The organism is Pseudomonas sp. 1L-E-NC-VB-C3 (assembly GCF_057291535.1).
Map to the genome: position 1 here is coordinate 161,345 of NZ_JBXAWD010000009.1, position 14,542 is coordinate 175,886.

Consider the following 14,542-nt stretch of genomic DNA (forward strand, 5'->3'; position numbering starts at 1 on the left):
GTTCTACAGGACGATCAGGATGGACAAACTTTCAAACATGTCGGTGTACATCAAGGTAGTCGAGATGGGCAGTTTCACTGCAGTGGCCAACCATCTCGACTCCACCGTCGGTAACGTATCGCGTGCGGTCTCGGCGTTGGAAAACGTACTCGACACCCGCCTGTTGCAACGCTCGACCCGGCGTCTCTCGGTGACCGACGCGGGCCGGCGGTTTTATGAACGCTGCGTGAAGATTCTCGCTGACCTGGAAAGCGCCGAAGCCGAGGCGAGCAATGCCGCCTTGCAACCACGAGGGACGTTACGGGTGCACTGCGTGCCCGGACTGGCGCGGCAACTGGTGACCGGCGCGGTGCTGGAATATCGCCAGGCGTTTCCCGAAGTGACCGTCGATTTGATGCTCTCCCAACGCATGCCCAATCTGCTTGAGGATCAGTTGGACGTGTCCATTCTGATCGCGCGAACGCTGCCGGATTCGGCGTATGTCAGCCAGAAGATCGGCGTCAGTCACTGCGTACTGGTGGCCTCTCCGCAATACCTGGCGCGGCATGGCGCCCCCGAAACGCCGGAGCAGCTTTGCGATCATCAATGCCTGCTGCTCGGTACCGTGGATTACGTGCGCGATGAATGGCAGCTCAAAAGCAAGGCGGGCGACGCGACGTTCATCCCGAGCGGGCCGAGTTTCAGCGTGAACGATATGGACGCAATGGCCGTGGCCATTCGCGAAGGGGCGGGGATTGGTCTGTTGGCAGGCTTCACGGCGATCGACGATTTGCGTACCGGCAGGCTGGTGCGGGTGCTGCCCGATTACCACACCTACGAGCGCAATGTTTACGCGGTCTACACGTCTCGCCAGTTTGTCGATGCGAAGATCACGCGATTCATCGATACCTTGAAAACCCGGGTCGGCGCGCAGTTGGCGAGCACTGCTCAGGCGCTTATCGATTGAAGCGGTAAAGGCATTTGCGTCTCAGCGAGCCAACTCTGAGACGCAATGGGTGTGCGAGGTATTGGCCTGATCAACCGTTGCTGCAGCCGCTGCCCATGACCTCGTATTGCAGGATGTGCTGTTTGCCTTGGGAATCCTGATAAGTCATTTGCACCGGCACTACGGCGCAGACATCCGGCACGGGATCTTCCGAGATGATTTTGGCGACGTCGAGGTGACTGGCGTAGGTGTATTGCTCGACGGGTGGCGTGGTAGTCGATTCCTGAGCCATGACCACCGAGCTGAAGCCGAAGAGTGCGAGGACGAGCATTGAGACTTTCATGGAGGATGTTCCTTTGCTGAAGTTGAGTGTGCTGCTGGAACAAACTCTATGCGGCGGCTGGCGGGGGAAACAGGCGCGGATCGGGTAAAGACTGTTTACGGTTTGAGCCACAATCGGCATGGGGTGAACGATCGCGCAGGGTTCAGCGCAAACAAAAAAAGGCGCCGGTGAGGGCGCCTTTTGTTTGTCTCGTTTTTTACCGCTCGCCATGCAATCGGCAGCTACGAAAACGCCGGGCTGATTTCGGCGGATTTCGCTGAGTAGCTTGCCACTCGCGCCGAGATCCACTTGCGGCTGTAAGCCAGCACATGGTCAGCAGTGGCGGTCGGGAAGTGAATGAAGCCATGCGGACACTCCGGCAGCACGTACCTCTCCACCGGCGCCGCGTGTTGCCAGCGTTCAGCGATGAGTCGCGAGTCATCCAGCAGCGGATCGAGGTCGCCGGCAAACAGCAGTGCTGGTGGCAGTCCGCTGAAATCGCCGTACAGCGGCGACAGCGGTGGCTGGCGTCGTTGTTCGTCGCTGATATCCGGCGTGAGCAGGCGCAACGCTTCGACCATGCCGGGGCCGTCGAGCACCAAGGTATCGGCTGGCGCGGCGCGCACGCTGGGCGTGCCGGTCAGGTCGTAGACGCCGTAATACAGCAGCGCGCCGCAGATCCGTTGCAGCAGTTGCGGCAAAGATTTGAGGGCGAGCAGGGTGGCCGCCGCCAGATGCCCACCGGCCGATTCACCGACGACGACCACGGGCAGTCCGGCAAATTCGCCATCGTTCAAGATGCCGCGAGTGGCGCGCAGACAGTCTTCCAGCAAGCCCTCGATTGGCGTCGACACCGCCAGCCGATAATCCACCGACAGCACCGCCACGTCGCAAGTGTTGACGATGGCGATGTTGAAGTTGTCGTTCATCTGCGCATTGCCGATCACCCAGCCGCCACCATGGAAGTCCAGCACCACGCCTTTGGCTTTGCTCTTGGGGCGGATGATGCGCACGGGCACCGTGTCGATGATCTTCCGTTCGGCGCTCAGCCCATGCTGGCGCAGCTTGCCGTCGCCGCCGAGCTGACCCGTCCGCAGCAGCGCCTGAATCAGCCGTGGAGTGAGCCGATTGCGGATCTTGAAGCGTGGCAGCCAGGCGAGCTTTCTGTTGAACCCACGCACCTGCGCCAGCTCGCGCTCGCCTTGCGGCCATGGGAAGTCGCTCACAGGCGATTCTTCATCAGGATCGAGCAGTTCAGCGCCGCCGCAACGCACAGCCACGCCAGGTACGGGAACAGAATCAGCCCGGTGACCACGTCCAGTTGCAGGGCGAGCACGACCATCACCGCGACCACCACCCACAGCACCGCCAGAATCACCAGCGCCGCCAGCACCTGATGCGCGCCGAAGAACACCGGCGTCCACAGCGTGTTCAGGGCGATTTGCGCGGCCCACAAGGCCAGCACCGTTTGGCTGCCGGGAATCAGGCTCAGGCGATAACCGGCCCAGGCCAGCAGCAGGTAGATGATCGTCCAGGCCACGGGGAAGGCCCAGTTGGGCGGGGTGAAAGAGGGTTTGGTCAGTGATTCGTACCACGGGCCGGGTTTGAACATCACGCCAGTGGTTGCCGCCGCCGCGCAGGCCAAGAGGAAGATGAAAAAGGTCATTGCCAGTCCTTAGCTGTGATCAGCTGTTATGGAGAGTTAAGAAGAGGACGCTTCGCTGCGCAAAAAGTTTGTTCGCAAATGCAATTTGGCAGTCAGGTTGAACTAAAAGCTGACCGCTGCGTCAGGATAAACACTGCCTTTTCCCACCGACGCGGACGACATCATGTACACCTATCACATCGAATACCGTTTCAACGGCGAGCCTCGTACTTATCTGCTCGAACTCAAGGAAGCGCAACTGGCCGAGCACGACGCGGCGATGCATCTGCTCGAACTGCATCTGGGCGATGCCGAAAACAGCCTGGTCATGCCCAAGGCGGATTCGACGCCAGAGCAGATTCTCGAGCAGGCTGAGCGGGTAGGGATTACGCATATCCGGGTGGTCAGCCGGACCAATTGACGCCCGCATGCGGCGCAGGCGTTAGCAGAATGTGCTCTGAATTCAGGCCATGCGCCGCAATACCAGCACCATCCCCGCGCCCACGAGGCCCATGCAGGCGATCAGCACGGGAAAGGACATCCACCATGGAACGCCGGACGTCATCATGCTGAACTCCGACATGCCACCGATGCCGGCGATCAGGTTCAAGGGAAGGAATACGACGTTGATCAGCGTCAGCTTTCGCAGCGCGCGGTTCATGCTGTTGTTGGCAAGGTTGCCATGGGATTCGATGAGGTTGGCGAACACCTTGGCGTGAATTCTGGCCTGCTGGAAGCTTTGTTCGTTTTCCACGATCAGATCGTTCAGCGCAGCCAGTTGACTGTCGCTGAAGCCCTGACGCTGGCCGTGGTTGCGCAGCAGCGTCAGCACCGCACCGTTACTTTGAATCGCATTGACGTAGTACACGAGGCTTTCGCTCAGGTTGTACATCTGCGCCAATTGCTGATTGTCCATCGCCCGGGTGAATTGCTGCTGAATCTCCCGGGCGATCTGTTTGACCACGCGCAAATGCCCGAGATAGTGGTGAACGCTTTCTGCGAGTAACGCCATCAGCACGTCCAGCGGCCCGGTCATTTGCGCATCGTGCTCAAGACCCGAAAGCAGCGAGTTGCTCGCGCAGATGACCACCAGGCGTTTTTCGCTCAGCACCGCTCCGAAGGACGAAACGTTGAATGCGCGCCCGTCGAAGCTTTCCGGGCGCTTCCAGATCAGGAACAGGTGATCTGGCTTGACCTCGATGCGGGCCACTTCATCAGGGTCCAGCGACGACTCTATCGCTTGCGCGCCGATGCCCAGGCGTCTGTGCAAATCCAGTTGCTCGGCTGCGTCCGGGGCGACACACAGCCAGACAGTCGCCTGGTCCTCGGATGTCCTGTGCAGGGCGCCGCAATCAATGCAATAGCCTTCAATCATTGCTCACCACGCTTGGCCACGGTGTTTGAGCTCAAGCCTTTGGGTAAAAGCCTGTAATACGCGCCGGTACAATTCGTCGCCCAGCACCGCATCTTCGATGCCGGCGTCGAGGTTGGGGTTGTCGTTCACTTCGATGACCAGGACCCGATCGCCCGCCTGCTTGAGGTCGACGCCGTAGAGGCCGTCGCCGATCAGCCGCGCCGTCTGTACGGCGAGCTGCACGACTGCGGGCGGGGCTTGCTCGACCGGCACCGCCTCGCACATTCCGTTGATCTCGCCGGGCAGCGCCTTGTGGTTGTAAATCTGCCAATGCCCCTTGGACATGAAATACCTGCAGGCATACAGCGCTTCGCCATTGAGCACCCCGACGCGCCAATCGTATTCGGTGTAGCAATACTCCTGCGCCAGCAGCAGCACCGAGTGTTCGAATAACTCCTGCGCGGCCGTGGCCAGCGCTTGTGCATCGGCGACCTTGATCACACCCCGTGAAAAACAGCCATCGGGGATTTTCAATACCAAGGGAAAACCGAGGCGACGCCCTGCGTTTTCGAGTTCCTGCGGACGATCCTTGTAGAGTATTTCCGTTGCCGGCATGCCCAGCCCGCGACGCTTCAGCAAATCGGCCAGATAAACCTTGTTGGTGCAGCGCAGGATGGACGACGGATCGTCAATCACCACAAGGCCTTCGCTTTCAGCCTTTTTCGCGAACCGATAGGTGTGATCATCCACTCGCGTTGTTTCGCGGATGAACAGCGCGTCGAATTCGGCGAGACGTGCGTAGTCCTTTTTCTCGATCAGTTCGACATCGATACCCAGCTGTTCGCCCGCAGCGATGAAACGCTGCAATGCCTCGGGGTTAGACGGCGGTAGGGCTTCGTCAGGATCATGGAGGATGGCCAGGTCGTAGCGGGCCACACGTTTGGAGGCGGGCTGACGCCATGTCCTGCGATTGAACGCGTCCAGTGCATCAGCGAAAACATGCTGCTGTTCATCGCGAAGTTTGTGCAGTGCACCGGCCTTGATGCCTGCGATCTGCCAGCTCTCACCACGGCGGAATTCCACCAGCAGGATAGGGCAGGGGAACGCCTCGAACAGCTGACGGCCGATCTCTTGCAGCGGCTCGATCGAGGCCTTGCCGAAGTACAGCGACAGCGTGAAGGCTTCGGTTTCGCCGTATGGATGGTTGGCCAGCGCCCGCTCCAGGGTGCGTTGCAGATCATTCAGCCCGACCCCGTAAAGCGCTTTGCGCGCCAGCTCGCTGACGGTGCGTACCGAGGGGAAAACCTTGTGTCCGCGCGCTTCGGCCAGCAATGAGCAGTAATAGCCCTGACCGAGGTATTTGTAATTGCGGCAGAGGTTTATGACCTGGGTGCGATGAGGAAAATCATCGCTGTGTTCAAGGTAATCCTGAGCCAGCATCAGGCTCTCGCTGGGCAGGTAATCAGCCCAGTCATCCTTGCGTTCGACCAGTATGAGCAATCGACTTCCCGAGGGCTTGATACTGGGAGGTTCCTCGCTGAGGGAGATTGTCGAATGCTCGGTTTTGTCTAATACTTCGTTCACGTTGGCTTGCACCGCTGACATGAGTAATGAATCCCTGTTGAAGAAGACGCCGCTTCAATAAATCACGGGCCTTTCGGTCTGTCCCGGTTCGTTACTCAAACTTTACGGTGCGGTCATGTCTTTTGATTTTCGCTTTGCATCCACTGACGATATCGACGATCTGGTCGAATTGGAGCGGATGTGTTTTACCCTCGACCGGTTGAACCAGCGCAACTTCAGCTGGATGCTCAGTAGAGCCAATGCCGCGCTGATTGTCGTCACCTCAGGCGCAATCCTTTGCGGTTACGCACTGGTGCTTTTTCACCGTGGCACCTCACTTGGACGCCTGTATTCGATTGCGGTCAGCCCCGCATGGCGCGGACATGAGCTTGGCCAGCGTCTGCTGGAACAGGCCCAGGCCTGCGCATTGGCGCGCAACTGCGCATGGCTGCGTCTGGAGGTGCGCGCTGACAACAGCGCTGCCATCCGCCTCTACGAAGCCAACGGCTATCAACGCTTTGCCAGTGTCGAGGACTACTACGAGGACCACTGCGAGGCGTTGCGCTACGAGAAACGCATCCTGCGCGAAACACCTGCCCCCGCCCGGCAAGTGCCGTATTACCAGCAGACCACCGAGTTCACCTGCGGCGCCGCGTGCCTGCTGATGGCCATGTCTGCCATCGACGCGAGCCGTGCCATGACCCGAGCGGAGGAAATCCAGCTGTGGCGCGAGGCAACCACCATTTTCATGACGGCGGGGCACGGTGGCTGTAGTCCTCAGGGTCTGGCATTGGCGGCCTGGCGGCGCGGTTTCGATGTGCGCCTGGAAGTCAGTCACGCGGGCTCGCTTTTTCTTCACGGCGTACGCAGCACGGAGAAGAAGTCGATCATGAAACTGGTCGAGGATGGGTTTGCCCAGGAACTGGCTGCCACGCAAGTCGAGCAGGTTCTGGGTGATTATCTGCAGATCGGCGCTGCGTTGGCGGCCGGATACAAACCGCTGGTGCTGATCAGCAGCTACCGATTCACCCGCTTGAAAGCGCCGCATTGGGTCATCATCACCGGGTGTGACGAGGACTTCGTCTACTTGCATGATCCTGATGTCGACCACAGCAAACTCAAGCGCGGCCTGGACTGCCAGCACTTGCCGGTCAGTCACCAGGAATTTCTGCGCATGACGGTGTTTGGTGTACAGCGGGTTCGCGCAGCCGTGATGCTGCGCTCCCGTTGAAGAGGGGTGGCTAGGCGCCGAGCACTTCCTCGCCGATACAGTAGCGATCCCTGCCTTTCTGCTTCGCGGCATAAAGCATTTTGTCAGCCGACTCGATAAGAGTGGCAGGGCTCACTTCATGTTCGGCCGGTTTGCCAACCGCAATACCTGCACTGGCGGTGACGTGACCCAGTGGATGGGCTTTGTGCTCCATTCGCAAGGATCGAATGGCCTCAAGAATTTCCTGCGCCACAAGCGCCGCCCCGCGAATATCCGTGTTGGGCAGCAACACGGAAAACTCCTCGCCGCCATAGCGCACGGCGAGATCACCCGGTCGTTTTACTGCTTGCGCAATGGCCTGTCCGACAGCGCTCAGGCAATCATCACCTGCCGCGTGCCCATAGCTGTCGTTGTAGAGCTTGAAGTGATCGACATCGATCATGATCAGTGAGATCGACGAACCCTGGCGTCTGGCCAGACGAATTTCGTCAATCAAGGCAGTGTCCAGTCGCCGACGGTTGGCCAGTCCGGTCAGGCTGTCGGTCAAAGCCATGTCCTTCATGGCCTGGTGTGCCTTGCGCAAATCCTTTTCCATCACCATCCGTTGGCGCAGTTGCCTCAAGACGATCAGTCCGAAGACCGTGAACGCGGTGATCACCGACATCAACACAAAGCCGGTTTTGATCAGGTCCCAGCGCCACGGCGCAATGATCGATTCGCGGGACAGTCCGGTTTCGACTACCAACGGATAGGTGCTCAAAGCTCTGTAACCGTACAGACGCTGGGTGCCGTCGACGACGGCTCGGACCTCGGCGATCCCTTGATTGGAAAAGGGCAGGTAGTTCTTGAACACCTCACTGTCGGCGAGGCTCTGACCGATTACCGAAGCGATGAAAGGACGACGCACGAGAATGGTGCCGTTGCGCAGCGCCAGCACCAAGGCACCCTTGTCGTCGATTTTGAAATCGCCGTAATAGTCGACGAAGTAACTGACTTTGATGGTGCCAAGCAGCACGCCGGCGAAGGAGCCGTCCGGGTTATTCAAGCGGCGGGAAATCGGAATGATCAGGTCGTCTGTGGATTTGCTTTTGACGACATCACCGATACGCACGTTTCGATCGGTGTTGGCGCGGTGATACTGGAAGTAGTCGCGATCGGCATTGTTCGCAGGGTCGGGGATCATTTCCTTGTCGGTGACGATCCATTTGCCGTCCGGGCCGTAGATAAACAGTCCATGCAACTGCGGCATCAGTTTGGCCTGCTGGACCAGCAGGTTGTGGATACGCGCTACGTCGATGTTCTGCAGACCGTCGCCTTCGACGCGCTCGCCCAGGGCGGCGGTCAACACATCGACCTGGCGGATGGCGTCCTCGGCATGTTGCGCGGTTGCCCGCGCGAGGTTGGTGACCGAATCACGCGCCGACGAGAAGGCTGCATGATAGTCACGCCAGGTTCGCCATCCCTCCACGCCGAGAAACGCCAGAATGACCGTCAGCATGAAGATGACTGTCAGGCGGAAAGCGGCTATCTCGCTGGCAGCTTTGATGGGAGCGGTTTCTGCGGCGTCATGCCCCTTGGTTTTGGGCATCTTACGACCGAGCATCTGAGGGTCCTTATGCTTGTCATCTCTCATCTCTTGAAAGATGACCATCCTTTTCCACCTGGAATTCAATTTACTGCCTTGGCCAGGCGGTCGCGATTGGATCGTTCAAAGCCGTGCCGGGTCAACATCTGTAATTGAAACGCGCCTTGAGGTGAGACTTGTGAGCGAAATCATCACGGCCGGTGACTTGAACATCGACCTGCACAATGCCAGCGAAACCGGCCTGTTCAAATGGCTGCTGGCGAGTTTTCTGATGGGCAAGAGGATTCAGGGCTCCATCGCCGCCAAGGCGTATCAAGTCATAGTAGAGCAGCATCACAAAGACACCCCGCAAAAGCTCGCGCAGTGCACCCACCGTCAGTTGGTGTCGATGCTGGGGCAGGCGCGTTACGTGCGCTACGACGAAAGCACGGCGTCGCGACTGCTCGCGTTGGCCAACAAGCTCAACAGCGAGTACGCCGGTAAGGTCAGTAACATCGTGGCCGCGAGCGCGGACCGTAAGGCGCTGGAGAAGCGCCTGTCCGAGTTTGAAGGAATAGGGCCAAAGACCGTCGAGATCTTCATGAGGGAAGCGGCGGCGGTACTTTTCTGAACGCCCGGTTCTGCATTGAAGACGGTGGCAACACTCGGCTCACAGAGCAGCAAGTCTTCCGGCCAGTTCGCGGTCAATGGATGGCTGCCACCTCCGATTGCTGGACTGTGGCTTGATCGGCGAAATTATTCGGCAGCAGGGTGCCCAAGCCGAATACATTCACCGCCATGCTGACTTTCAATCCTCGACAGGCCTGTTTGCAGTCGAGCTCGAAACCCGCAGATGCCTGTTCCATCAAACGTTGAAAATGTTCAGAGGTCAGTGCCAGGACTTTGCTGCTTTTCATGTGGTTTTCCTTGAGCAAGTGGCGACCCCGGTCCGGGGCCGCCGGACGGGTTCAGACATCTTTGCCTTGCACATAGCCGGAGCCCAGGTCAGCACCGGTCACCGGCTCGCTGAGTGGGTCAGAGGCTGTACGGGTCTTCATCGCTTCCAGCACCTGTTCGTCTTCAGCCGGAAGGCTGACGGTCGCCAGACCGTCACCGCCGTCGACCGCAGGCTCTGGGTTTTCCACGTACTCCCACGCACCGCCCTCGTTCCAGGGACCGCGCACGTTGGGCTCGCCAGACATATTGAAGTACTTGTTGGTGAACTCCGGCATGCCAGGCAATTTGCCCTGCGGGAAGTTCGGCTGGATCGAATGCAGGGCTTTTTCGAAGGACTGTTGATGGGCGATTTCCCGCGTCATCAAAAAGCCAAGCGCCTCTTTCACGCCCGGATCATCGGTGATGTTGATCAAACGTTCGTAGAGGATTTTCGCCCGCGCTTCGGCTGCGATGTTCGAACGAAAGTCGGCAGTAGGCTCAGTGATCGAATCCACATACGCCGCCGTCCAAGGTACGCCAGCGGAATTGACCAGAGGCGCGCCTGCGCCGTACAGCAGGCTGGTGATGTGCGAGTCATTACCGGCGCCATTCAGCGCACGGTACAGCTCGCCTTCCTCTTGAACGCCCTCGGCGAGTTGACCCTTGGCACCTCTGTTGAGCATGACGATGATCGAGCCGACCACCTCCAGATGGCTCAATTCTTCGGTGGCAATGTCCAGCAGAAGGTCTTTGCGCCCCGGATCTTCCTCGGCCAAGGCTTGTGTGAAATAGCGCGCTGCTGCGGCCAGTTCGCCATTGGCGCCCCCGAATTGTTCCAACAGCAGATTGGCCAGACCAGGGTTGGGCTCGGCCACGCGAACGGTGTACTGAAGTCGCTTGTTATGTATGAACATTCAAATTTTCCTCAGACCAGGCTATCGCGCTTTTGCCCTGATGGGCGTTAGCGCATGCATAGTTGTGAGGAGTGGGTGGAGCGGAAATTTCGTTTATTGCAGGCCGGCTGGACGGACGGCAGAGGGCGGAAAGTTCCGGAAACAGGACGGTTGGCTTGACCCTGTTCCACGACCAATGTGGGAGCGAGCCTGCTCGCGAATGCGGTACGTCAGTCACCGATTTGGCGGCTGATCCAGCGCTTTCGCGAGCAGGCTCGCTCCCACAATGGTTCGTTGGCAATCAAGCTATCTTCAACGCCCTCAGCACCACCAGCGTCTGCTCGGCGAATACCTGCGCCTGTGCGGTCAGCGCGGCGATATTGGCTTCGGCAGTGAGCAGCGGCTGGCCGTTCTCTACCAGCACTTCACCTTGTTCGCTGATCACACTCCACGCCAATTGCGCCCACTCGGCTGGCTGCTGTTTGCCTTGCTTGATCGAAATCAGGAACAACTGCTGGAAGCGGCTGACCGTCACGCCACCGCCAGTGACCGGGCTGGCCAGGGTCTGGATGTTGGCGCCGTACAGCGAGCGTTTGCACAGTTGCAGATTGAGCGCGGCGCAGCGACCGCTGACCTGCGACTCGGCGGCCTCGCTCTGGCACGGAGCGACAGCGCCCATACCGATCAGCACGGCCAGGGCTTGTTCGAGGTCGTCGTAAGCCAGCGCAGCCTCGGACAGCAATTGGCGCATCGATTTGGCCGCATAGTTCTGTGCCGCCAGTGCATCGAGCACCGGGCCGTAAATCTCCGGTTGCAGCGTCGCTTCGCCGGCGGGACCACTGACCGAGCCCGCCACGGTTTCCCAGGGTTGCAGCAGCACGAAACGGCTGTGCAGCATCCTCGCGCGGCGTTCGGCAGCGGACAGGCGCGTCGCGCCACGCACGTACAGGTCGCGGCGGAAGTGCTGGTTGACGAAGTAGTCCCGCGCTTGCTCGCGCATGATCGGATGTTCGATGGTTTCCAGAAAGTCCATGCCTTCAGCGCTCAGGTTGAGCGGGGCGACCGAGTCCAGCGGCACTGCCGTGGTGGCGTAGTCGAGTTTGGCCGGGGCCAGCGCGTCGACCATGTCGGCGAAGTACATGCAATTCCAGTCACGGTTGAAATACTCGTGGGCGACGTAGTGACGATCCTGACCCTTGATGCTCTGCAGCCGCGCGCCGAGACTCGGCGCCGCCGCGGCGTATTTCGGGTTGGCCGCGAGCAGTGCTTCGGAAAATTGCAGTGCGGCGTCGATGCGCTGGTCGGAGCGCGACGAGGCATTGGCGAAACGATCGTGCAGGCTGAACAGATTGCGCAGCGGCGCTGACGGCGACCAGCCGGGGAAGCAGTTGTAGCTGACGTAAAGCATGCCGCCCGGCTTCAGGTGACGGCGGGCGAATTCGACGATCAGTTTCTGATTGTCGCGGCTGACCCAGGTCCAGATGCCATGCAGGCTGATGCTGTCGAACTGCGGCAGATCATTGCGCGCCAGCAGCTGTTCGAAACTGTCGTCATACAGGCGTGCGCCGTTGTTGGCGGCAGTCGCGAGTTCGATGGCATGGGCCGCCATACCCGGGTGAAAGTCCGTGCCGACAAACGAACCCGGGTTGGCGGTGGCGTGGATGTTGATCGACACGCCCTGACCGAAGCCCAGTTCGCAGTGCACGCCGTCGTTGCTTTCAAGCGTGGCGAACCCGCGCAACAACAGGCAGTAACGCAGGAACACCGGATTGATCTCCCGGCTATAGCTGTAGGTGTAGCCTTCGTCGGTGAAATAACCTTCGTTCCAGGCGTTGCTCATGGGTACAGCCTCTTGTTCTTGAAAGTGATGGCAGTCTTATAAGGGGTTGTGATTGCGCGCGACAAATTGAAAAAACGGATACGTCACCAAACCCTGTGGGAGCGAGCCTGCTCGCGAAAGCTTTTTTCAGTTTGAATATAATCGGCTGACACGCCGCTTTCATGAGCAGGCTCGCTGCCACAGGGATCTTCAACACATTCAAGCAGGATTGATGGACCGATCACGCACCCCACGGCCCATTCGCGCAGGCATTTTGTAGCCAGCCGAAACTGTCATATTCCCTCCCACTCGTCTGCCCATAGTGACCAGCCCAACGCTGATTTCATGAGGCTGCACTGTGTTCCAACGTCTTCTGTGTTCGCTGTCCGTTCTGAGCCTGTCCATCGCCGCTGCCCGCGCGGCCGAGCCTTTCACTCTCGACACGCCGCGCTTGAGCGGCATCGACAACTTTCGCGACATCGCCGGCATCACCACTGCGTACTCCACCGCCCACGACGGCGTTATGCGCAGCGGCGTGTTCTACCGTTCCAACGCACTGACGCCGTCGACGGCGGATCTGGCGACACTCAATGGGCTTGGCATCAAAGCCATTTACGACTTGCGCACGCCCAGCGAAATTGCCGCTACGCCCGACACGATGATCACGGGCGCGGCCTATCGCAATATCGACATCATCGGCAGTACCACCTCGGGTGCGGACATCACCAATATCTCCTTCCACAGCGCCGCCGAGGCAGTGGCGATGATGGAGGAAACCAACCGCGCCTTCGTCAGCGATGCCGGCATGCGCGGGCAGTTCGGCCAGTTGTTCAATGAGCTGGCAAGTGTCGACGCCGCGCAGTTGTTTCACTGCGCCGCCGGCAAAGACCGCACTGGCTGGACCGCCGCCGTGTTGCAGAGCATCGCTGGTGTCGATGAGGCGACGATCATGGCCAACTACTTGGCGACCAACGACTACACCGCCGCCCGAGTCGCCGCGACCTTGAAAGCCTTGCCGCCGAGCATGGCCGCTGTCTACGAGCCGCTGCTCGGGGTGCAGGCCAGTTATTTGCAGGCGGGTCTCGACCAGGTCGCCGCCGAGTACGGCAGCATGGACAACTACCTCAAGCAGGGCCTCGGTCTGTCCCAGGAAACCATTTACGTGCTGCGCGGCAAACTGGTCGAGTACAACAGCTTGCCGGGGCAGACCGGGCTGATCGGCAATGCCGCCGCAGGTGCCGAGTTGCTGCGCCAGCTGCAGAACTCCGAGCTGTCCGGCACCTACAGCACCTACAACTACTACCTGCAATCGGCGATCGACGCCGGCAGTCTGGGCGGTGTCGAATCTCAAGTCGGCGGTCAGGTCCACGCTGATGCGGCCAGCTACCTGCTGCGGCAGAACGCGATGATCGAACAAGCCGCCGCACCGTTCGACAGCGGCAGCGATCTGAAGATCGGCCAATACCGCCTCTGGACCACCGCGCTTGCCGGCTACCTCGGCACGGACGGCTCGGCCCACGCCGACAGCAGCAACGAACACAGCCAGGGCCTGATGCTCGGCATCACCCAGCGCTTCAGCGAACAACTCAGCGCACGCGCCGGCTTTGGCTACAGCAAGGGCAGCGTGGGCGGCGCGGGTGGCGAGGCCGATACGGACTTCACCTTCCTCAAGCTCGGTGCGCGGTACGGCCTCACCAGCCTCGAGCGCGGCATGTTTGTCGATGCCAACGCCAGCGCCGGTTACTTCGACTACGACAGCAAACGCGAGCTTGGCGGTGGTCTCGGCACAGCCAAAGGCGACAGCCACGGCAATCTCACCGGCGCGACCCTGACGCTGGGTTATCGCGCACCGCTCAACGGTGTGATTCTCGAGCCGAGCCTGGGCTTTCGCGTCAGTCATCTCGACTTGCAAGGTTTCAAAGAGAAGGGCAGTGAGCTGGCGCTCGACGTCGATGGCATCAAGCAGACCCGCCGCAGCACGGTGGCCAATCTCGACGTGTCATTCGCCCCAGTGGTCATGGGTGCGTGGCAGTTGGTCCCGGGTGTTCGCGTGGGCTATGAACGTGCGCTCGGCGATCAGCAAGTCGACAGCGAAGGCCACCTGCTGGGGCTGGATATCGAGCAGCGCGCGGCGTTCGACAATCGCGACCAGTTCAGCGGCGGCGTTAATCTGATGGCCAACCTCGGCGCCCTGAGTGTGGGCGCTGAGGTCGGGGCCAACGGTGGCGGTGACAGCCACGGTATCAATGGCGGGCTGAAGGCCAGTTACGCGTTTTGAACACAGCGAGCCCGGCAAATTGCCGGGCTCTTG

At 59.9% G+C, this 14,542-nt stretch carries 14 protein-coding genes; 5 read left to right on the top strand and 9 right to left on the bottom strand.

The window, feature by feature from the left end:
* The first annotated feature begins 19 nt into the window (after positions 1-19).
* A complete protein-coding gene (locus tag AC0Z5Z_RS16505; RefSeq protein WP_041480513.1) occupies positions 20-946 on the top strand; it encodes a LysR family transcriptional regulator in 927 nt (308 codons plus the stop codon).
* 70 nt (positions 947-1,016) lie between these two features.
* On the opposite strand, the gene AC0Z5Z_RS16510 is transcribed toward AC0Z5Z_RS16505, so the two are convergent.
* The 3 genes from AC0Z5Z_RS16510 to tspO all read right to left on the bottom strand — a co-directional run bounded on the left by AC0Z5Z_RS16510 (position 1,017) and on the right by tspO (position 2,913).
* Positions 1,017-1,268 (bottom strand): DUF2790 domain-containing protein, encoded by a 252-nt coding sequence (locus AC0Z5Z_RS16510; protein WP_485611334.1) that lies wholly within the window; start codon positions 1,266-1,268, stop codon positions 1,017-1,019.
* A gap of 221 nt (positions 1,269-1,489) precedes the next feature.
* Positions 1,490-2,473, bottom strand: coding sequence for an alpha/beta hydrolase fold domain-containing protein (locus AC0Z5Z_RS16515; RefSeq protein WP_485611335.1), 984 nt, complete (start codon positions 2,471-2,473; stop codon positions 1,490-1,492).
* Positions 2,470-2,913: a tryptophan-rich sensory protein TspO gene (gene tspO, locus AC0Z5Z_RS16520; protein ID WP_041480509.1), complete on the bottom strand. Its 444-nt coding sequence runs from the start codon at positions 2,911-2,913 to the stop codon at positions 2,470-2,472. Before tspO ends, AC0Z5Z_RS16515 begins: the two co-directional genes overlap by 4 nt.
* Before the next feature lie 163 nt (positions 2,914-3,076).
* Between tspO and AC0Z5Z_RS16525 the strand changes: the two genes are divergently transcribed.
* Positions 3,077-3,313, top strand: coding sequence for a hypothetical protein (locus tag AC0Z5Z_RS16525; protein ID WP_485611336.1), 237 nt, complete (start codon positions 3,077-3,079; stop codon positions 3,311-3,313).
* A gap of 42 nt (positions 3,314-3,355) precedes the next feature.
* On the opposite strand, the gene AC0Z5Z_RS16530 is transcribed toward AC0Z5Z_RS16525, so the two are convergent.
* Positions 3,356-4,267 carry a magnesium transporter CorA family protein gene (locus AC0Z5Z_RS16530; protein WP_252887743.1) on the bottom strand — a complete coding sequence of 304 codons (912 nt, stop codon included), beginning with the start codon at positions 4,265-4,267 and terminating at the stop codon, positions 3,356-3,358.
* A gap of 3 nt (positions 4,268-4,270) precedes the next feature.
* A complete protein-coding gene (locus AC0Z5Z_RS16535; protein WP_071171957.1) occupies positions 4,271-5,851 on the bottom strand; it encodes a RimK family protein in 1,581 nt (526 codons plus the stop codon).
* A 94-nt stretch (positions 5,852-5,945) separates the two neighbouring features.
* On the opposite strand from AC0Z5Z_RS16535, the gene AC0Z5Z_RS16540 reads away from it, so the two are divergent.
* Complete coding sequence (locus tag AC0Z5Z_RS16540) at positions 5,946-7,040, top strand: GNAT family N-acetyltransferase/peptidase C39 family protein (protein WP_485611337.1); 1,095 nt, start codon at positions 5,946-5,948, stop codon at positions 7,038-7,040.
* Between the two features lie 10 nt (positions 7,041-7,050).
* On the opposite strand, the gene AC0Z5Z_RS16545 is transcribed toward AC0Z5Z_RS16540, so the two are convergent.
* The gene (locus AC0Z5Z_RS16545) at positions 7,051-8,622 is read right to left on the bottom strand and encodes a sensor domain-containing diguanylate cyclase (RefSeq protein WP_485611338.1); all 1,572 of its coding nucleotides are present in this window, start codon (positions 8,620-8,622) and stop codon (positions 7,051-7,053) included.
* Between the two features lie 160 nt (positions 8,623-8,782).
* On the opposite strand from AC0Z5Z_RS16545, the gene AC0Z5Z_RS16550 reads away from it, so the two are divergent.
* Positions 8,783-9,214, top strand: a complete 432-nt coding sequence (locus AC0Z5Z_RS16550; RefSeq protein ID WP_315435512.1) for a DNA methylase — start codon at positions 8,783-8,785, stop codon at positions 9,212-9,214.
* 73 nt (positions 9,215-9,287) lie between these two features.
* Here AC0Z5Z_RS16550 and AC0Z5Z_RS16555 read toward each other — a convergent pair whose 3' ends face one another.
* From AC0Z5Z_RS16555 to AC0Z5Z_RS16565, 3 genes are all read right to left on the bottom strand, one after another.
* A complete protein-coding gene (locus AC0Z5Z_RS16555) occupies positions 9,288-9,500 on the bottom strand; it encodes a hypothetical protein (protein WP_041480496.1) in 213 nt (70 codons plus the stop codon).
* Positions 9,501-9,551: 51 nt separating this feature from the next.
* The gene (locus AC0Z5Z_RS16560; RefSeq protein WP_041480494.1) at positions 9,552-10,433 is read right to left on the bottom strand and encodes a manganese catalase family protein; all 882 of its coding nucleotides are present in this window, start codon (positions 10,431-10,433) and stop codon (positions 9,552-9,554) included.
* A gap of 280 nt (positions 10,434-10,713) precedes the next feature.
* Complete coding sequence (locus AC0Z5Z_RS16565; RefSeq protein WP_236169214.1) at positions 10,714-12,252, bottom strand: methyltransferase regulatory domain-containing protein; 1,539 nt, start codon at positions 12,250-12,252, stop codon at positions 10,714-10,716.
* A gap of 337 nt (positions 12,253-12,589) precedes the next feature.
* On the opposite strand from AC0Z5Z_RS16565, the gene AC0Z5Z_RS16570 reads away from it, so the two are divergent.
* Positions 12,590-14,509, top strand: a complete 1,920-nt coding sequence (locus AC0Z5Z_RS16570; protein ID WP_485611339.1) for a tyrosine-protein phosphatase — start codon at positions 12,590-12,592, stop codon at positions 14,507-14,509.
* The last annotated feature ends 33 nt before the right edge of the window (positions 14,510-14,542 follow it).